This is a genomic window from Bradyrhizobium sp. WSM2254 (assembly GCF_000472645.1).
Lineage (GTDB): Bacteria > Pseudomonadota > Alphaproteobacteria > Rhizobiales > Xanthobacteraceae > Bradyrhizobium > Bradyrhizobium niftali.
This window is the reverse complement of sequence record NZ_KI421446.1, coordinates 317826-335309: the sequence shown is the minus strand read 5'-3', so window position 1 is coordinate 335309 and position 17484 is coordinate 317826. Positions and strand designations below refer to the sequence as shown.

Below are 17484 nucleotides of genomic sequence, written 5' to 3'. Positions count from 1 at the left end.
CCTGCGCAGTGGTTGGACGGCTTATGCCGTGCTCTCCCGGGAGCCGAGTTCCTTCTGGCCTCCCTCGCCCCAGCGGAATTCACCGGCACCGCGCCGGTTGACGCGCATGTCGCATCCGCCAAGGCTTGACCGTAGCAACGACGGCCAGGACCACACGGTTTTGCCGTACGCACGGCCCGCCATTTCGCCGCGGTTTTTCCAGCCCTGTCGACGGAGCCGGAAACCTGCTGGCGAGACGAACCTGTCAGCGCCGTTCGTCCGCACGAAGCCTTGGGCTCACGGAGAGCAATCCGCCCTGCCCGAACCTCTCGCACCCGACGCTGCCGCGTCCACCGCAAAGCCCGGCTCGCGAAAATGACGACCACATGATCGCCCCTCAAGGATGAGCCGGGATGGGCGACACATACGCCATTTCCGAATTTCGGTAAAGTGGAATATTTTTGGGAAGGAGGCTTGACGGCATTCGCGGTGTTTTGCCCGTCGGGTCATGGTTTGCTTTGGATGCCGTTGAGAAACGCAACGACGAGCTCGTCGCCAGCGAGCGGCACATTGCAACGACGGCCTATGGCGTGCAGGCATTGACCGAACAGTTAGTATACAGCGCCGCTGGCACTTCACCCAAGGTTGCAGGCCGTAGTTCGCTGCGCTATAGACGCAGCATTGAGAATACTCAAAGCATAATTCCGGGGGCGAAATGAACAAGATGATGATCGCGGTTGCCGTGACCTTTCTCGGAGTATCAACGGCCAAGGCGGCTCCACTTTACGAATGCGGTGGCGACCCGGCCTGCCAGGCCAAGCGCGACAGCATGTCTCGCGCCACATATGATCGAAACATCAGCCAGTGCCTCGCCTCCGCGGGCGCGACGCGCGAGCAGTGGCGAGCTCACGCAGTGCCGAAGCCCGCCGCCGACAAGGTCCGCGCCTGTCTCGCCGCGCGCGGATAGCCGCGAGGCAACTTATCCCCCGCCAAAATCCCGCGGCGAGAACGGCAAGTCCAACACCTTCCATTCCTCGTATTTGTCGGCCGGCAGCATCTTGTACGGCTGGCAGGCCTGAAGCGCGCTCGTCGCCGACTTCACGATAGCCACGCCCTTCGCGGATGGCGGGGCTTCGATCAGGATCGGCGGGCGCGCCAGCGTGCCGTCGGTGGCGAGCACCGTGCGCAGCTTGATGTGGACGGTGTCGGTCGGGTCGACCCCGGCCGGCAGTTTTGCGCAGCTTCTCAAGTGCCGACGAAACTCGGCGATGACCTCGGGTGGAAGCTTCGCGCCGATCGAATCCCTGGCATCGCCGCCGTCGCCCTTGGGTGCGTCTTTCGGCTCGATCGGCAGTTCGGGCGGCAGGCCCAGCATGACGCCGTATTTGAGGGTGACGTCGGGCTCGGGAGCCTGATAGGCCGGAGGTGCGGCCTGCGGCTGTTGTGGCGGCGGCTGCGGCTGCGCGGTGGTCTCACGCTGCTTCGGCGCCTGTGAGGGGGGCGGCTGTTTCTGCTGCGGCGGCTGCTCCGATTCGGGCCGCGCCTTCTGCTGCGATGATTGCGACGCGGCCTGCTGCTTGGCGGCCGGCTTCGCCGCTGGATCCGCCTTTTCGGTGACATCCGGTTTCGGGAGTCTCAGCTCGGGCATCGGCTCCGGCGGCTTTTTCTCCGCTTCTTCCTTGGCCTTCTCCTCGGCTTTGGCCTCCTCCTGCTTCACCTCCTCCGGCGTGACGATGTCGACCGACACAGTTTCCGGCAGCTGGCTGCGAAACGGATGGACCTCGCTGATCACGATGATCAGCGCCACCAGCGTCAGATGCGCGACCGCCGACGCCGCAATGTCCGTCCGTATGATCTTCCGCAGTTCCATCGCCCGATCTTGGGTTGCCGTCCTGCTCCTAAAGCGCGATGAAGTCAGGATCAACCGTCATCGCGCTTTAGGCTCTTGTTCGAGCATGATCTTATCGGAAAACCGCTTCGTACTTTCCGGATCATGCTGGGCATACGGCAGCCCGCCCTCAATCCCATTTTGGCGCGAAGCCATAGTCGGTCAGGCGGCCCTTGGGATTGGCCAGACCGGCGATCCGGGCCATCTCCTCGTCCGAGAGCTCAAAATCGAAGATCTCGATGTTCTCCGACAGACGCTCGACGCGTGAGGTGCGCGGGATCGCGGTGACGTTCTGTTGCACGAGCCAGCGCAGGCAGACCTGCGCCGGCGTCTTGCGATGCGTCCGCCCGATCTCGGCCAGTGTCTGGTCGGTCTTGATGCGGCCCCGGGCGATCGGGCTGTAGGCGACCAGCGCGAGCCCATGCTGGTCGCAGACCGTCCTCACCTTGGCCTGGTCGAGATAAGGGTGAAATTCGACCTGGTTGCAGACGAGCGGCTCCGGCGACAGCGCGACCGCCTGCTCGATCAGTGCCACCGTGAAATTGGAGACGCCGATGTGGCGCGTCAGGCCCATTTGCCTGGCATGCGACAGCGCGCCAAGCGTCTCCGCCAGCGGCACGTGCGAATTGGGCCAGTGCAGCAGCAACAGATCGACGGAGGGAAGCCGCAGGCGCGCAAGGCTCTCCTTTACCGACCGTTCGAGGTCGTTGGGCGCGAAATGGTTGGTCCAGACCTTGGTGGTGAGGAAGACGTCGTCGCGGCGCACGCCGGAGGCGCGCACGCCGTCGCCGACCTCGCGCTCATTGTCATAGACCTGTGCGGTGTCGATGTGGCGATAGCCGAGCCGCAGCGCCTGCTCGACCACGCGCGCACATGGCCGCCCGCTCAGTTCCCAGGTCCCGAGCCCGAGCGCCGGGATCCTTGCGCCATTGGCCTCGACGAACAGCATGAGGAATCCTCTCTGTTGCGGTCGCCCCAGGACTCATCACAAGCATCAGCCACGCGCCATTATGGACCTCGCCCGTGACACTGCCAACGGAAGCCGGAGCGATCGGGCCGGTTATTCAGCGCAATGCTAACGGGAGGTTCGCGGCTCAGGCCTTGTCGTCAGGCCTTGGCGAGCGCCTGGAACACGGTGTCGGGCGCATGCGCGATCACGGCGAGCAGCGCGCGGGCCGGTCCCCGCGGGGCGCGCTTGCCCTGCTCCCAGTTGCGGATGGTCTCGACGGGAACGCCGAGCTTGGCCGCGAACTCCATCTGGGTCAGGCAGGCGCGGCGGCGCAGGTCACGCACCGCGAGCGAGCCGGTGTCGGCCGGCGCGGCATTCGCCGCCGGCTGGACCGGAAACGGCTGGACTGGAAACTCTTGCCCGTCCCGCAACTCGACGATCCGTCCGTCCGCCTTAAGCCGCAACCGCATATCCATTCCCCCAAGCGCGGGCGATGATGCGTCAGGTCGCTTAAGTTCGGATTAAAGATGATGGCGGGCCGTCATTCCGGGGCGCGCGGAGCGCGAGCCCGGAATCCATCGCGCACCGGAGCACGCCGACAAATGGATTCCGGGCTTGCGCCAAGTGGCGCGCCCCGGAATGACGGAGCGGAGGCGAGAGCTACCTCAACCCGAACCACAAGGTCGCAATCCCCAGGAAGGAGAAGAACCCGACCACATCGGTCACCGTCGTCACGAACGTCCCCGACGCCACCGCCGGATCGGCCCGGACACGTTCGAGCGCCATCGGGATCAGGATGCCGCCGAGCGCGCCGGCGACGAGGTTGCAGATGATCGCAAGCCCGATGACGATGCCGAGGCCCGGGATCTTGAACCAGGCCACCGCGGCGATGCCCGTGATCACGGCGAAGGCGAGCCCGTTGACGAGGCCGACCAGGCCTTCGCGCATCACCACGCGCCAGGCATTGGAGGAGCCGAGCTCGCGGGTCGCGAGCGCGCGCACCGCGACCGTCATGGTCTGGGTCGCGGCATTGCCGCCCTGGCTCGCCACGATCGGCGCGAGCACCGCGAGCGCGACCATTTTCTCCAGCTGGCCCTCGAACAGGCCGAGCACGGAGGACGCCAGGAAGGCGGTGGCGAGGTTGACTAGCAGCCAGTTGAACCGGGCGCGCGCAATGGTGAACACGGTGTCGGAGAGTTCTTCGTCGCTGGTGACGCCGCCGAGCGCCTTGAGGTCTTCGGCCGCCTCTTCCTCGATGACGTCGACGACGTCGTCCACGGTGATGACGCCGACCAGGCGGTCCTGGGTGTCGAGCACCGGCGCTGCGACGAGGTTGTACTTGCCGAACATCCGCGCCACCTCCTCCTGGTCCTCCAGGACGGAGACGCGGCGGCGATCCTCGTCGGTCAGCTCGGCAAGCGCCACCGGGCGGCGGGCGCGGAGCAGGACGTCGAGTGAGACCGCGCCCTGCCAGTGCTGGTCCTTGTCGACGACATAGATCTCGTAGAAGCGGTCGGGCAGATCCGGCGTCTCGCGCATGTAGTCGATCGCCTGCCCCACGGTGAAATCCTGGGGCACGGCGATGAACTCGGTCTGCATCCGGCGGCCGGCGGAATTTTCCGGATACAGCAGGCTGCGCTCGAGCGCGACGCGCTCCCGCAAGGGCAGCTTCTCGAGGATCTCCTCCTGCTCGGCCTCGTCGAGGGTCTCGAGCAGCTCGACCGCGTCGTCGGATTCGAGCTCGCGGACGCCTTCCGCGACCGTCTCCGGTGGCAGCTCATCGAGGATCTCCTCGCGGACGCTCTCGTCGACTTCGTTCAGCGCCGAAAAGTCGAAGTCGCGGCCGGTGAGCTCGACCAGGCGGACGCGGTCGTCGGGCTCCAATGCGCCGATCAGGTCGCCGAGATCGGCCTCGTGCAGCTCGGCAACGCAGGCGCGCAGCGCCGCACTGTCGCCGGCCTCGATCGCACGGGCAATTTCCTCGACGAATTCGTGACGAATTTCGCCGTCTTCATTGCGCATCGGCACGTGGTCGAGTACCGAGGCCTCGGCGGATGGGGCACCGTCCATATGTTCGTCCATGGCGCGCCTCGCCGTTTGACAGGTTGGAACGAGTGGTATGAGCTGATGGCTCAGGCAATACCCACAAGGCAACTCCGAGCGCAATGGCAAAGATGCTTCGACTGAAATGGACATCGATGTCGGCGGGTGCGGTGCTCGCGGCCCTCGCCGGCGTCGCCTCGACCGAAGCCGCCGAGTGCCCGCGCAAGGATGCGCTCGGCACCTCGCGCGTCCTGAGCGTCGACGCCAAGGCCACGCCGCGCGTGGGATTGAAGAGCTTTCCGCAGACGCTGCCGCTTGCCGATCGCGAGGTCGTGCTGACCTTCGACGACGGCCCGTACCCGCCGACGACGTCGAAGGTGCTGGCGGCACTGGCGCAGGAATGCGCGCGCGCGACCTTCTTCCTGATCGGCCAGCACGCCTCCGAACACCCTGACATGGTCAAGCGCATCGCGCGCGAGGGCCACACCATCGGCCACCACACCTGGTCGCACCCGTTCATGGCGCGGATCCCGTTCGACAAGGCCACGGCCGAGATCGACCGCGGCATCGCCGCCGACGAGATGGCGCTGCACGGGACCTCGACCACGACGCCCTCGACGCCGTTCTTCCGCTTCCCCTATTTCGAGTCGACGCAAGCTGAGCTCGACCTGCTCCAGTCGCGCGGCATCGTCGTGTTCGGGGCCGATCTCTGGGCCAGCGACTGGGAGGAGATAACGCCGGAGCAGGAACTGAAGCTGGTCACCGAGCGCCTCGCCGCCGCCGGCAAGGGTATCATCCTCTTCCACGATCCCAAGGCGCGCACGGCTGCGATCATGCCGGCCTTCCTGCGGTATCTGAAGGAGAACGGCTATCGGGTGGTTCACATCGTCCCGGCGGGAGCAGCGCAGAAGAATGCCGACACGCGCTGATGCCGGAATGTCACGGCAGCGCAAAATGGGGTGATTTGGGCCCTATTAACACTCTGTTCATGATACGCCATGCAAGTATTGAGGCGGGCGCGTCATGGGAAAAGTTCTGGTGCCTGAACCGTTTCCTGATGTCTCCGACCTACTATGGCGGCAATCGCGTATGAGGGCAGACGGGTTTCATGATCGGAAGTAGCGTTGTTGTTCGGACGCGATCGTGGATCGTCCTCTGTTTGGGCTTGCTGACCGTTGGCACACCGGCGGCCTTTGCGGCTGACTGCCCCGGCCACCCGGATGCGCTCGGGACCTCCCGCACCCTCGTGGTCGATCCGCACGAGCATCCGCGCATCGGCACGATGCAGTACCGCGAGACGCTGCCGCTGAAGGACCACGAGGTCGTCCTGACCTTCGACGACGGTCCGCTGCCGAAATATTCCAACCAGGTGCTCCAGATCCTCGCCGACGAGTGCATCAAGGCGACCTTCTTCATCATCGGCGGCCAGGCCAAGGCGAACCCGGAAGGGGTGCGCAAGCTGGTGGCGGCGGGCCACACCGTCGGCACGCACAGCATGAACCATCCGCTGACGTTCGACCGGATGGGAATCGAAAAATTCGAGCCCGAGATCAACGGCGGCATCGAATGGACGTCGGCCGCGATGACCGATCCGTCCAAGCTCGCGCCGTTCTTCCGCATCCCCGGCCTGATGCGCGCCGAGGGCGTCGAGAATTACCTGATCTCGCGCGGCATCCAGGTCTGGAGCGCCGATTTCCCGGCCGACGACTGGCGGCATGTGTCGTCCGATCGCGTCTACCAGCTCGCGATCCAGCGGCTGGAGGCCAAGGGCAAGGGCATCCTGCTGCTGCACGACATCCAGGCCCGCACGGTGGCGGCGCTGCCCAAGATCATCCGCGACCTGAAGGCGCGCGGCTATCGCATCGTGCATGTGGTGCCTGCGACCGCGGAGCGGCCGGCGACGCCGACCACACCGGTGGAATGGCTGCTGCATCCGCCGACCGAGACCGTGCCGATCGCGCGCTGGCCGGCCGTGCCGAACTTCGTGTTCACGCAGACCCAGACGCTTCCGGCGCCATCGCTTGCCGATCTCAATGCGCAGACCGGGCATCAGCCGCTGCTGCCGCGCCGGACCATGGCGCAGGCGAATGTCGCCGCCACCCTGCCCGTGCCCGACCGCGATCTGTTCGCGATTCCCGAGGGCTCGGTCGAGGTCTTGCTGTCCACGACGTTGTCACGGCGTGCCGCGACACGGCTGGCAATGGCGGCCGAGACGCCCCGTGTGGCCAAGGGCAAGGCTGCCAAGTCGCAGGCACACCGAATCGCCCACGCTGCGCACGGCGCACCGAAGCATGCCGCGCAGGCCAAGGGCACGGTCGCCCGGAACACTGCCCCCAAGAGCGCTGCTCCCAAGAGCACTGCCCAGGGCGCCGCGCCGCGTCCAACCCGCGTGGCCAGCCTGAAGAAGCGCGCGCAGTAAGCTCTACTGCCGCATGATGTTGGCGACGCAGAGCAGCACGATCAGCGCCAGGAAGAACAGGTCCATATAGGACTTGAGCTCGCCGTCGCGGCGCAGCCGCGCAACGTCGACCACGATCTGCTTGCGCGTCGAGGTCCCGCCCGAGCCGTCGTTGATCGGGGCCTGAAGGCGCTTGGTCTCGGCTTCCAGCTTCTCGATCTTCTGGAAGAAGTAGAACGCACGCAGCGTCGAGGCCGCGCGCATGCCGGTATAGACCAGCACCAGGATCGCGACGATCGCCCGGTTTTGATATTTCTCCAGGAAGTTGAGGCTGAAATAGACCATCGCCATGAACGCGAAGTTGGTCACGAAGCGGTAGACGAAGCTTAGAAAGACCATACTGGCTCCAGCCCAGAGAAGACGCGCAAGCGGGTCGTGTTGCGAATTCGGGGATATGGGACGCAGGCCGGAACAGCCGGCCTGAATGCCGCGCAGGCCCGTCTACGCCAACTTCGTTTCAACAAAGATACTATCCGCCCACAACTCGCCGCCTTTTAGCCACGCGCGGCCATAATGCAAGCCGGGCCACGACGGCCGACCTGTTCCGCGCGCGGGTGTCCGCAACGCTCAATGGCGATTTGGCGGAAGTCGCGATAGACTGGGATCGCCGCCACACGTGGGGTCTGCCGATGCCGAAGAAGGGAATCACGGGCCACGACGACTGGGTTCTGACCGAGGCCCTCGCGACCGCGCTGGTCGCGCTGGAGCAGCTCGAGCCGAAGCACCAGCCAAGCGCGCATATGGACGACATCCGCAAGATGCTCTCCAGCGGCAAGGAGCCCGCGGCGGTGAGCCTGCACCTCGCCCAGGCCAAGTGCCGCCTGTTTCCGGAGTCGGACCCGCTTCAGATCTACAAGGAATACGGGATCGGCGAGGAATATGGCTGAAGGGGGCGGGTCATCACCCTACTCCCGCCAGAACTCCGCCAGTTCTTCCGCGGTCGAACAGCAGGCCCGCAAGGGCGCGACGGCATCTCCACGGCGAGATCATCGGCTGCAATGCGCGTCCGACAGCCATCGTTATGGCGAAGGCGAAACAATTTGCTCGAGCGGCGCTGCCGCGTACAGGAGAGCCGAGCCTTCGACCACCGTAATTCCACGACTCTGGAACATGGCTGAGATATCGGCGTCGGTAGCCCTCCCCGTCGCCAGGAGCTGATCCGTCTTGAAATCATCGACGACGAACGCCTTGCCTGCGGCGCGACAGATGAGGTTGTTCTGCTTGCAGTAGACCGGCCCCGGAATTTTGGAAATGCTCACCGCCGCGGCAGCCGTGGCGTCCGCCGCCACCGCGTAGCGGGTGCGGAACTCCGGATTGAACAACACCTGAGCGCTTTCCTGCCGGCCGGATAGAACCAGACGCAGCGAGAGTGCAACGACCACCATAACCCTCGAACGGTTTAGGCCGATCCACCGAGCCACCGGCGAGGCCGCGATCCGCGCCAAAGCCGCGCCGGTACCGATCGCGAGCGCAATCGTCAGGTCGAACTCAGCGTTACCGAAGACGCCCTCGCCGAACCACTGCGCGAGACAGGCAACCAATCCAACAGACGCATGCAGCGCCGTGAAGCGCGCCGCATCGCTCCGGCGATCGAACCACGCCCACAAACCCCAAAGGACGGCAGCGAGCGCCAGCCATTGCAGATGTCCCAGTTGGCTCAGCAGATGCGCCACCGAGTAGGCCCGGGCAGTGAGGAGGTTAGCGAAGAACGCGGGGCCGAACGTCGCCGCGCACAGGGCGAGCCCTGCGGCAGCGGCCACGACGCTGAGCAGCACCGGGCGCGCGGCTAATCGCCAGTCATGCAGGCAGAGCCACAGAATGGCCGTCGCCGGTATTGCGATGATGTTGTGCTTCCAGAAGCCGGCCAGAACCATGAGCAAGAGCGGCGCGAGCGGCGAGCCGCCGGCCTTGTCCCGGGATAAGAACCAGACCAAGCCCGCACCCATGATCGCTTGTCCTGCAATCTGCGGATCGTTTGTGCCAACGTAGAAGGTCGCATTGTGCGCCATGATGGCGACGAACCACAGTGCGCCCACCGCCCCGGCGAGGAGGGACCCCGCCAATATCCTCACAGCCAACGCAATCTCGACGGCGATTGTAAACACACCAACGAGCGAGAGGAGGCGACCGACAAACAGGCTGTCTCCGAACAGATGGCCTAGCCAGCCCACGGCAAAGAATGAAAGCGGCGGGTAGTTGTTGACGACGAGCTGGTCAGCGCCAGGATAAAGAGGCAGGCCAGATATTGCGGCGTCCTGGTGAAAGGCGTTCCACGACTCAGTAAACCAGATCTCGATCGGGAACTGAGCCCGCCAGATCGGCCAAACCATAAAATATATCGCGAGCACGGCCATCGTGCTCGCACACAACAAATGCGTGCGATTATTCATTCCACAGCCCCGCGTAGTCCTACTCAACCGACGCGAGAACCGCAAGGAGCTAGATGAGGTTACGGGGTATCCGGTGGGGGCGGCGGCGACTCGGGCAGCTGCCAACGGCGCCACGGCCCGCGAGCTGATGCCATCTTCGGCTGGATCGATATCAAGGAAGCCGAGATCTACACCCCCGCCGACCGCAAACCTCTAGCGGCACGAGCAATGAGCAAGCTCGAAGGACGAACATCCCAAGGTCTTACCCACTCAAAGGTAAGACCCTAAAATCATCCAACGATTTGATCTATAAGGACGTTCTTTTTGGGATGGTGCGCTCGGAGGGCGGTCGCATTTGATGCGATTTCAATGGGTTATCACGATCCTTTCCAGCATAAGGTGCATTTCAAACCCAAAAGCACCTTTGAAGAGATGCCGTTTTGAAATCGTCCCCAAGGCCACCCGTGCGAGTCTGCAGGGAGGACGACCTCTGGCTTGCATCGCTCCGCCGGATCCGCCCACCGGCCTAGCCCCCTCACGTTGCGGCAAGGCTGGCCGCAGCCGCATCCAGGCGTCGCTGCGCCGTCTCAAGTCTCGCCTTCTGCTCGTACCACCACGTCTGCTGGGTCGTGAAGCGCTCCTTGCTGGCCTCGATGCTACGAAGAACCTCGGACGGCGCGGGTCCACCACTCACACGCCGGATGGCCACGTTGGCTGCGGGCGACAACGCCTGCCGGAGAGAGTTTTCGGACAGGCCCGACGGATGCCCAAGGCGCTCCTCGGCAATCCGGTCCAGTAGTTGAATCGTGAGATCTGTAGAGTTTGCTCCCTGAGCGTACAACTCGCTCACAGCGGAGCCGACGACTATATGGGCCTCCCGGAAAGAGATTTCAGTCTCTCGAACCATCACATCGGCCAACTCGGTCACAGTGGAGAAGTTCTCAGCCGCCCGCTTATCCGCGACATCGCCCTTGATCTTCAAAGAGCGAAGCGTCGCCGTCGTCAGACATAGGACCGCCTCAGCTTCTTTGAGACCCTCGCGCAATGGATGTACCGATTCGAGAGAAATGTCGCGCAAATGGCCATACGGAACACCTTTCTGCGCAGCAAGTGACGCGGTGGTGGCGCCGATGAGATGAGATGATTTACTTCGAATATGCTCGAGCGTTATCGGGTTCTTCTTTTGAGGCATGATACTCGATGTCGTAGCGACGTCGTCACCGATTTCGAGCCAACCAAACTCATCCGTCCCCCACGTGTATAAGTCTTGTGCCAGCCTGCTCAGGTTGACGGCCAGTATCGCTAATGCCGCCAGAATTTGCGGAACGTAGTCTCGGCTCGCCACCGCATCAATCGAGTTTTCCACCAGGTCCGAAAATCCTGTGAGTTCCGCAAGCATCTGTCGGTCGATCGGAAAGCCCGTCGTATTGAATGCGCAAGCTCCTAATGGGCAACGGTTCACTACCTCATAACTTTGCTGCAACCGAAGTTCGTCCCTTTCCAAGGCGTGAGCGACCGCGTGAAAGTAGTGGCCCAAGGTAGTAGGTTGCGCTGGCTGCATATGAGTATAGCCGGTCACAATCGTACTGGCGTGAGCCTCGGCCAAGAGGAGCAATTCCTCACGCAACGAATGCAGAAGCGTCGCAAGCGAAAGCAACTGGCTGCGCGCGGACATGCGCGTCAAGGCTGCCCCTAGATCGTTACGGCTTCTTCCGGTATGCATCTGCCCGCCGATCGCGGGTCCAACTTTTTTGATAATATGCGCCTCGAGGTTATAATAAGCCTCTTCGAGCGCTGGATCCCATGTGACCTCGGCCGGACCGGCACCACGGACATCTTCAAGAACGCGGATCAGCGTTCTTGCGGTCTCTTGCTTGATAATCCTTCGCGCCGCCAACATCACCACATGTGCGCGATTTAGATCCATTATCGGTTCGAAGGAAGCGTTGCTACCAGCATCGAGCCTGGGACGTATGAGATAGTCCACCACGACCTTTGACGGCGGCAGCTTGACACGCTCTCTCATATTTAGAGTCTCCTGTACGACAAGGATGAATTACTGAGGTTAGGCGGTCTGGCACGATGACGCGCACTTGCGCGTTCAGCATGACGGGTCTTTCGACCCTAGTTGGCGCAGAGACGACGGTGCGGAGCTTCTCCGCTGACCTTCGTCATCCCTTTGGTGTCCCTCCCAGGAGGACGGACGCAATCGCGTAAGCCACGAGAACTGACGAGACTGTCGAGACCAGCCCCGGCACTAGAAAGCTGTGGTTAAAGATGAATTTTCCAATTTTCGTCGTGCCTGTCCGGTCGATCGATACCGAGCCGATCACCGCTCCAGTGGCTGGAATAATGTTGACGGCTGATGCAGCATGAAAGAACCCCACCATGTGACCTGCGCTGATACCCAGCGTTAGTCCCAACGGACCGAGGGCCCGGATCGCCGCTCCCTGGCTTAGGACCAGAGCTGCCATCGCCATCAGCGCCAAGCCGAATAGATGGGGATAAGATCTGACGAGTTGTCCGAGCGTATCGACTAGCAAGGCTCGGTTCGCGCTGAAAAAGGTATCGACCATCCATGCAATGCCGAAGATTGCTACCACCGCCACCAGGCCGGTTCTAAAGATCGAGCTATTGACGATCTTCTCCGTCTTGATCCTCAGCAGGATTGTCGTGAGGAATGCAAAGCTCAGCATGATCATTTCTAGCGCGTTAGGCATCGAGAGCCTGACAATCTCGTCTTTGACAGCCCACGACGGCAGAAACATCGGCATCGATCCGAAAGTGACGATGCTCACAACCGCGACCGCAAAGAAGACAACCGAGAGCTTGGCTTCGTAAGCTACTGTGCGGGCCCTCGTCTCTCTCGGCGGTGCTATCTCTCCAGCTGCCAGCCTTCGTTGAAACTCTGGATCCTTGTCGAGCTCAAACCCGCGTCGGTAGACCGACAATGCCCCAACTAGCACGCCGAGCAGCCCGGCCGGGACACAGACCAGCAGAATCTGGCCGATGGTGATTCCTTCTGGACTGACCAGCGCGATCAAGACGGCAGTTGCCGCGCTCATGGGGCTTGCCGTGACTCCCTGCGACGCCGCTACCGTAGCTATGGACAGAGGGCGCTCGGGCCTGACTCTTGCGTCGTACGCGACTTCCACGATGACGGGGTACAAGGCAAACGCGACGTAAGCCGTGCCGCAGAACAACGAGAGGCAATAGGTAACCACGGGAGCTATTAGGGTAATTCTTGCCGGATTTTTGCGAAGAATCTTTTCGGCCAGATCAACAAGGTAGTCCAATCCACCCGCCGCATGCATCGTCGAAACCATCGTGATGACAGCCAGGATGATCAGCATAACGTCGATCGGTGGAGACGTCGGCTGCAACCCGAAACAGAAGACAAGGATCAGCAAGCCGAAGCCGCCGGCCAATCCGATCCCAATTCCGCTTAATCTTGCGCCAACAAAGATGCAGCAGAGAACGACGGCGAATTCGATAAGCCACATTAGACGAGTCCAACCCTGCGTGGCGACTTAAGCCGGCTCATCTCGTTTTCAATTTCAACAGTTGAGTGTCCGAATGAAATCATTGCCGCACCTCCACCATTCCCGACACTCGGGTGCTTTCAAAATCGCCGATCAGAATTTCGACGTCTATTTTCCATCGTCCGCCCGTTGGCAGCGTTAGATCCGTTACCAGCCAAGTACCGTCAGGCTGCTGAGAGGCTTGGCGCTCAATCGGCTCAATACTGGCTGCCGGGTTCGCTGCCATAAGGCGGACCTCTTTAGCCTTCAGGACGTCGCCTTCACCGGTCATAGTGTCGATCGAGGCCGTGACCGGGCCGACTCGTCCAGGCATGATCGATACGTCGACCATGGCTTTCTGCGAATGAATGTGGATATGCGCAGGCGCCACCTTGGCTGCGGTTAACGCTCGCGGCGGAACAGTGAAGCGCCAGACAGCTGCCACCGCCAAGATTGCCAAAACAAGTACAACCTCAATCTTGATCGACCTGGTTAGCGATCCTGTGGCTTGGAAATGTCCAGCTTCTGCTAGAGGCGTGAAACGGTAACGGTTTACGATGGCCAGGCCAAAAAGCCCCGCCAGCATTGCGAGCTTGATGAGAAGAACGCGCCCGTAACTGGTCGTCCACAGAGCAGTTGGTGTCTCTACCTGAATAATTGCGAGCAGACCGCCAGCGATAACAAGAAGAGCTACGAAAAAGGGTATAGCGCGCGAGAACCGCCGCAGGGCATCAACCGAACCGGGGTCGCGTCGGGATAACACTACGGCCAGAGGAATAAGGGCACCGGTCCAGAAGGCAATCGCGATAGCGTGGACGAAAACGGCAGAGCGGGTCAGCCATTGCGGTGAAGCTGCGCTCGCGTGGCCGCTCGCTGCGAGGGCGGCGCCGACGCCAAGGACGGCCAGAGAAGCCAGCACGTTACCGAGACCCTTATGACGGACGAGTAGGGACGCCAAGCCGACCATGAAGGTTGCCGCGGCTATGATTGCTGTTAGACCGAATGAGGTGTGGAGGCCTGCAGTCCACGGCGCGAACTTACCGATCTCGCCCAGCGGCACTCCTAGTACGTCTAGTCCCTGAAGGCCGAGAGAGGAGATCGCTGCCAGTAAGCCGACGACCATCAACCAACCAGCTATACGCTCCGCGGCGGACGGTAGTGGCGACACCCCGAAATTATAGGCCAATGCACCGACACCGAAGAAGAGTCCTAGATAGAGCGCCACTTTAGCGAACCAGATCGCGGTTACGACGGGTCCATCAGCCTTGGCCTCATTAGTCAACGGCGTAGCCGTCGGCGCCCCAATCGAGAATAGAACTGAACCGCTGACCGGATGGCCGTCCTCCGAAATGACACGCCAACTCAAAACATGCGTTCCGTCGCGGAGGCCAGTTGGAGGTGTGACAACGAGAGTCTTATCGCGCAGAGCAGAGCGTTCAAGTATCGACGCCGAACCATCCGGGCCGATCAGTTTCAGCGTAATCGGAGAAACCGGTTCGGTGAAAGCCAAGGTCAGCTCCGACGGCTGCCCGGCAACGATCGCTCCGTCCCTCGGAGAGGTGGAAACAAGCGCAGCATGCGCCAATGCCTGGCCCGCGCCTGTGACTGTCAGGAGCAACACGACGAGCAGGCGCGAGAACCATGCGACAAAGGCCATCACCAAGCTCCGGGCGACGGATGCTGCACTGCCGGAACGCTACTTCTTGGAATGAGTTGTACGGCTGGAGCGGGGAACTTGAACTCGTCGCTTGACGTATCGTTCGTCGGCACTTCAATCCAGCGAGAGATGCCCTTCTCGCACTCCTGGACGACTCGTACATAGAGCTTGGTACCGGGTTGCAGGTCCGACGTGAGATAGGCGCGGAAGATGAATTCATCGTAGTTTTCGTCGAGCAGTCTTCCGCTCCAGGCAATTTCCTTCACACCTTCGCTGATCGGCGTTCCGAAATAGTCAAAGGTTTGACCGTACTTGCCGTTCACAGTTTCAAGTGTCCAACCGGCTTTTGGCTGCGGCTTGACAGCGATGACTCCGTTCGGGATTTGGACCCGGAGCTTAAGCGTCGGAGAGCCAGCGCAGCCGTGGGGGACTATTACAACAGCTCTGTAGGCTGATCCGACGATCGCTTGCTGCGGCTCGAGGGTGACATGAGCCGATGCTGCCGTGATCCCCAATAGACCGAAGCCGACAGCTGCAAAGAAAGATTGCAACGCGGTTATTCTGCTGGAAGACGCATGGGCCGCCACGTGGCTCTCCGGTCGTGGCGTGTGCAACAGCTTCATTTTTCCCCCTCAAGGTTGTCCGACAGATTTGCGTTCGGCCGGATTGGACTCGATGGACCACCCGTGCTCGATCGGGCAGTATGTGACTGCCTACCAAGGTGTTTCGTAGGCTTCAAATTCACAAGTACCTGTCGTAAATACAAAAATGTTATGGTGGAGCGCTCGTGAGGATTAACAGTCGGCAGGTTGAAGCTTTCCGAGCGGTGATGCTGACCGGCGCGATGACCGCCGCGGCCGAAACGCTGCACATCACTCAACCGGCCGTGAGCCGTTTGATCCGCGATCTTGAATACGTGCTTGACCTAACGCTCTTCCATCGTCGGGGAAATCAAGTCGTTCCAACTGCTGAAGCGATCGATCTATTGGCCGAAGTCGAGCGCACATTCCTCGGGCTGGACCGTTTAACGGCCCATGCCGACAATCTGCGAAATAAGCGTTCCGGATCGCTCCGCATTGCCGCTATGCCTGCAATGGCGATCCATTTCCTGCCCCACTTTATTGCTGACTTCTGCCGAAACCGTCCGGACGTCGACATTCAGCTCGACGGGATCCCCTCACACTCGGTCGTAGAGCGGGTCGCCGGCGGCCGCTATGACATCGGTGTGTGTATGGCATCGGCGGAGCGATCCTCCGTAAGCTTTTCCAGCATCACGGCATCGGCTGTTGTCGTATTACCGAACGGTCATAGGCTCACAAAGTGTACGGCAATTCGAGCCTCGGATCTGGTCAACGAATCTATCATCATGCTTGGATCGGGCAGCGATCTTCGACATGGCGTCGAAACAGCGCTTAGATCGATTCAATATCGGCGGATGATTGTAGCTTCTCTATCTACAAGCGCGTGCTCGCTGGTTCTGGCTGGCGCGGGCGTGACAATCGTCGACCCTTTCAGCGCCCGCGACTTTTTGGGACGTGGAGTCGCGATCCGCCCATTCAAGCCGAGCATCGACATTGGCTACCGTGTCGTGCACTCGCAACACCGCCCGCTATCGCGCTTGGCCAAGCAGTTCATGGAAGACCTTCTGGCCTATGTCGCGCTCTTTCTCTCCCAGAAGCCTACTCGGCGGCGTTAGCGCGCTACCACTCAGCGCACTGCGTACCAACGCGGTAGGCAGCTGGATCTAGTTAGAGAACTCAAGTGCAACCGCGCTCAGGCGTTTCTGCACTCGCCGCTTCCCGATATGACGCGACGGTTCGACGTCGGCTCGACCGACACTCCAACGATCCGAAAATGCCCGCGCATTACATCGCTCAGGCGAATCGAGAGAAGTTCGGCGTCAGCGGCATGGAAAAGATCGTCGCGTTCGATCAGAGCCGATCACTCGACGACGTCCTACGGGCACCCGAAGCGAACAACCTGCGAACGCCGCACGGGAACGGAGGAACATTCCCGGGGTGGCACCCGGAAAAAAGCCTAATCATTTCAATAGGAATGTGGGCTTATGGTGCGCTCGGAGGGACTCGAACCCCCACGATTTTACTCACTGCCACCTCAAGGCAGCGCGTCTACCAGTTCCGCCACGAGCGCTTTGGGGATGCCGGCTTAAGGCTTGAGGCCTGCCGGATCAACGGCGCCGATCTAACAAATCCATCAGAGGGGTACAAGCCTGCAAAGGCCCCGAATTCCACAAGCTTGGGAAGAAAGTTCCGCCCTGCCCCGGTCCGGCCCTATCGGGTGCCCGCGACCGCCTGTCCCGGCCGCTACCGCGTGCCCAGCCGCTACCGCGTGCCCGGCGTGCGCGGCAGCATCTGCTTGACCTCGACCGCGATCCGGTTGCGGTCGACCAGCACGACGCCGGAGGCGACCGGCAGGTTGTTGGCCAAAACCTTGACCTCGTCGGCCTCGGTTGCGTCGAGCTCGATGATGGCGCCGCGGGAAAGACGTAATACCTGATGGATCGGCATGGTGGTCGTCCCGAGGACGACCATGAGATCCACGGTGACTTTATCGAGAGTGGGCACTGTCAGGACCGCCGCAACTTGAGACTGGCATTTGC

At 61.8% G+C, this 17484-nt stretch carries 16 protein-coding genes and 1 tRNA gene; 5 read left to right on the top strand and 12 right to left on the bottom strand.

Annotated features, from left to right (window positions below; genetic code table 11):
* The first annotated feature begins 694 nt into the window (after positions 1-694).
* Positions 695-946, top strand: a complete 252-nt coding sequence (locus A3M7_RS0142370) for a hypothetical protein (RefSeq protein WP_027549334.1) — start codon at positions 695-697, stop codon at positions 944-946.
* 12 nt (positions 947-958) lie between these two features.
* On the opposite strand, the gene A3M7_RS0142365 is transcribed toward A3M7_RS0142370, so the two are convergent.
* The 4 genes from A3M7_RS0142365 to mgtE form a co-directional block, all read right to left on the bottom strand.
* Positions 959-1849 carry a hypothetical protein gene (locus tag A3M7_RS0142365; RefSeq protein ID WP_027549333.1) on the bottom strand — a complete coding sequence of 297 codons (891 nt, stop codon included), beginning with the start codon at positions 1847-1849 and terminating at the stop codon, positions 959-961.
* A gap of 148 nt (positions 1850-1997) precedes the next feature.
* Complete coding sequence (locus tag A3M7_RS0142360) at positions 1998-2816, bottom strand: aldo/keto reductase (RefSeq protein ID WP_027549332.1); 819 nt, start codon at positions 2814-2816, stop codon at positions 1998-2000.
* Between the two features lie 158 nt (positions 2817-2974).
* Positions 2975-3292, bottom strand: coding sequence for a DNA-binding transcriptional regulator (locus A3M7_RS0142355; protein WP_027549331.1), 318 nt, complete (start codon positions 3290-3292; stop codon positions 2975-2977).
* A 184-nt stretch (positions 3293-3476) separates the two neighbouring features.
* Positions 3477-4898 carry a magnesium transporter gene (gene mgtE / locus A3M7_RS0142350; RefSeq protein WP_027549330.1) on the bottom strand — a complete coding sequence of 474 codons (1422 nt, stop codon included), beginning with the start codon at positions 4896-4898 and terminating at the stop codon, positions 3477-3479.
* 116 nt (positions 4899-5014) lie between these two features.
* Here mgtE and A3M7_RS0142345 point away from each other — a divergent pair, with 116 nt between their 5' ends.
* Both A3M7_RS0142345 and A3M7_RS0142340 read left to right on the top strand, forming a co-directional pair.
* Positions 5015-5788 carry a polysaccharide deacetylase family protein gene (locus A3M7_RS0142345; protein WP_027549329.1) on the top strand — a complete coding sequence of 258 codons (774 nt, stop codon included), beginning with the start codon at positions 5015-5017 and terminating at the stop codon, positions 5786-5788.
* 179 nt (positions 5789-5967) lie between these two features.
* On the top strand, positions 5968-7278 hold the full coding sequence (locus A3M7_RS0142340; RefSeq protein WP_027549328.1) for a polysaccharide deacetylase family protein: 1311 nt from the start codon (positions 5968-5970) through the stop codon (positions 7276-7278).
* Between the two features lie 3 nt (positions 7279-7281).
* Here the strand turns inward: A3M7_RS0142340 and A3M7_RS0142335 are convergent, their stop codons facing one another.
* Positions 7282-7656, bottom strand: coding sequence for a hypothetical protein (locus A3M7_RS0142335; protein ID WP_027549327.1), 375 nt, complete (start codon positions 7654-7656; stop codon positions 7282-7284).
* Between the two features lie 290 nt (positions 7657-7946).
* Here A3M7_RS0142335 and A3M7_RS50185 point away from each other — a divergent pair, with 290 nt between their 5' ends.
* Positions 7947-8204, top strand: a complete 258-nt coding sequence (locus tag A3M7_RS50185; RefSeq protein WP_027549326.1) for a hypothetical protein — start codon at positions 7947-7949, stop codon at positions 8202-8204.
* A gap of 132 nt (positions 8205-8336) precedes the next feature.
* Here the strand turns inward: A3M7_RS50185 and A3M7_RS0142325 are convergent, their stop codons facing one another.
* From A3M7_RS0142325 to A3M7_RS45755, 5 genes are all read right to left on the bottom strand, one after another.
* A complete protein-coding gene (locus tag A3M7_RS0142325) occupies positions 8337-9707 on the bottom strand; it encodes a hypothetical protein (RefSeq protein ID WP_156937131.1) in 1371 nt (456 codons plus the stop codon).
* Positions 9708-10221: 514 nt separating this feature from the next.
* Positions 10222-11712 carry an argininosuccinate lyase gene (gene argH, locus A3M7_RS0142320; RefSeq protein ID WP_027549324.1) on the bottom strand — a complete coding sequence of 497 codons (1491 nt, stop codon included), beginning with the start codon at positions 11710-11712 and terminating at the stop codon, positions 10222-10224.
* 145 nt (positions 11713-11857) lie between these two features.
* Positions 11858-13189 (bottom strand): anaerobic C4-dicarboxylate transporter family protein, encoded by a 1332-nt coding sequence (locus A3M7_RS0142315; RefSeq protein WP_027549323.1) that lies wholly within the window; start codon positions 13187-13189, stop codon positions 11858-11860.
* Between the two features lie 79 nt (positions 13190-13268).
* Entirely contained in the window at positions 13269-14864 is a 1596-nt protein-coding gene (locus A3M7_RS0142310; protein WP_049824028.1) for a copper resistance protein CopC, read from the bottom strand.
* Entirely contained in the window at positions 14864-15487 is a 624-nt protein-coding gene (locus A3M7_RS45755) for a YcnI family protein (protein ID WP_084303007.1), read from the bottom strand. Before A3M7_RS45755 ends, A3M7_RS0142310 begins: the two co-directional genes overlap by 1 nt.
* Before the next feature lie 164 nt (positions 15488-15651).
* Between A3M7_RS45755 and A3M7_RS0142300 the strand changes: the two genes are divergently transcribed.
* Positions 15652-16560: a LysR substrate-binding domain-containing protein gene (locus A3M7_RS0142300; RefSeq protein ID WP_245284458.1), complete on the top strand. Its 909-nt coding sequence runs from the start codon at positions 15652-15654 to the stop codon at positions 16558-16560.
* A gap of 370 nt (positions 16561-16930) precedes the next feature.
* Here A3M7_RS0142300 and A3M7_RS0142295 read toward each other — a convergent pair.
* Both A3M7_RS0142295 and A3M7_RS0142290 read right to left on the bottom strand, forming a co-directional pair.
* Positions 16931-17015 (bottom strand) — tRNA-Leu (locus A3M7_RS0142295).
* A 191-nt stretch (positions 17016-17206) separates the two neighbouring features.
* Positions 17207-17449: a FliM/FliN family flagellar motor switch protein gene (locus A3M7_RS0142290; protein WP_011088012.1), complete on the bottom strand. Its 243-nt coding sequence runs from the start codon at positions 17447-17449 to the stop codon at positions 17207-17209.
* Positions 17450-17484 lie beyond the last annotated feature (35 nt).

Excerpts from the sequence above, each read along its gene's own strand:
- A3M7_RS0142370 (WP_027549334.1), top strand. The coding sequence starts at position 695 with ATGAACAAGATGATGATCGCGGTTGCCGTGACCTTTCTCGGAGTATCA.
- A3M7_RS0142365 (WP_027549333.1), bottom strand. The coding sequence starts at position 1,849 with ATGGAACTGCGGAAGATCATACGGACGGACATTGCGGCGTCGGCGGTC.
- A3M7_RS0142360 (WP_027549332.1), bottom strand. The coding sequence starts at position 2,816 with ATGCTGTTCGTCGAGGCCAATGGCGCAAGGATCCCGGCGCTCGGGCTC.
- A3M7_RS0142355 (WP_027549331.1), bottom strand. The coding sequence starts at position 3,292 with ATGGATATGCGGTTGCGGCTTAAGGCGGACGGACGGATCGTCGAGTTG.
- mgtE (WP_027549330.1), bottom strand. The coding sequence starts at position 4,898 with ATGGACGAACATATGGACGGTGCCCCATCCGCCGAGGCCTCGGTACTC.
- A3M7_RS0142345 (WP_027549329.1), top strand. The coding sequence starts at position 5,015 with ATGTCGGCGGGTGCGGTGCTCGCGGCCCTCGCCGGCGTCGCCTCGACC.
- A3M7_RS0142340 (WP_027549328.1), top strand. The coding sequence starts at position 5,968 with ATGATCGGAAGTAGCGTTGTTGTTCGGACGCGATCGTGGATCGTCCTC.
- A3M7_RS0142335 (WP_027549327.1), bottom strand. The coding sequence starts at position 7,656 with ATGGTCTTTCTAAGCTTCGTCTACCGCTTCGTGACCAACTTCGCGTTC.
- A3M7_RS50185 (WP_027549326.1), top strand. The coding sequence starts at position 7,947 with ATGCCGAAGAAGGGAATCACGGGCCACGACGACTGGGTTCTGACCGAG.
- A3M7_RS0142325 (WP_156937131.1), bottom strand. The coding sequence starts at position 9,707 with ATGAATAATCGCACGCATTTGTTGTGTGCGAGCACGATGGCCGTGCTC.
- argH (WP_027549324.1), bottom strand. The coding sequence starts at position 11,712 with ATGAGAGAGCGTGTCAAGCTGCCGCCGTCAAAGGTCGTGGTGGACTAT.
- A3M7_RS0142315 (WP_027549323.1), bottom strand. The coding sequence starts at position 13,189 with ATGTGGCTTATCGAATTCGCCGTCGTTCTCTGCTGCATCTTTGTTGGC.
- A3M7_RS0142310 (WP_049824028.1), bottom strand. The coding sequence starts at position 14,864 with ATGGCCTTTGTCGCATGGTTCTCGCGCCTGCTCGTCGTGTTGCTCCTG.
- A3M7_RS45755 (WP_084303007.1), bottom strand. The coding sequence starts at position 15,487 with ATGAAGCTGTTGCACACGCCACGACCGGAGAGCCACGTGGCGGCCCAT.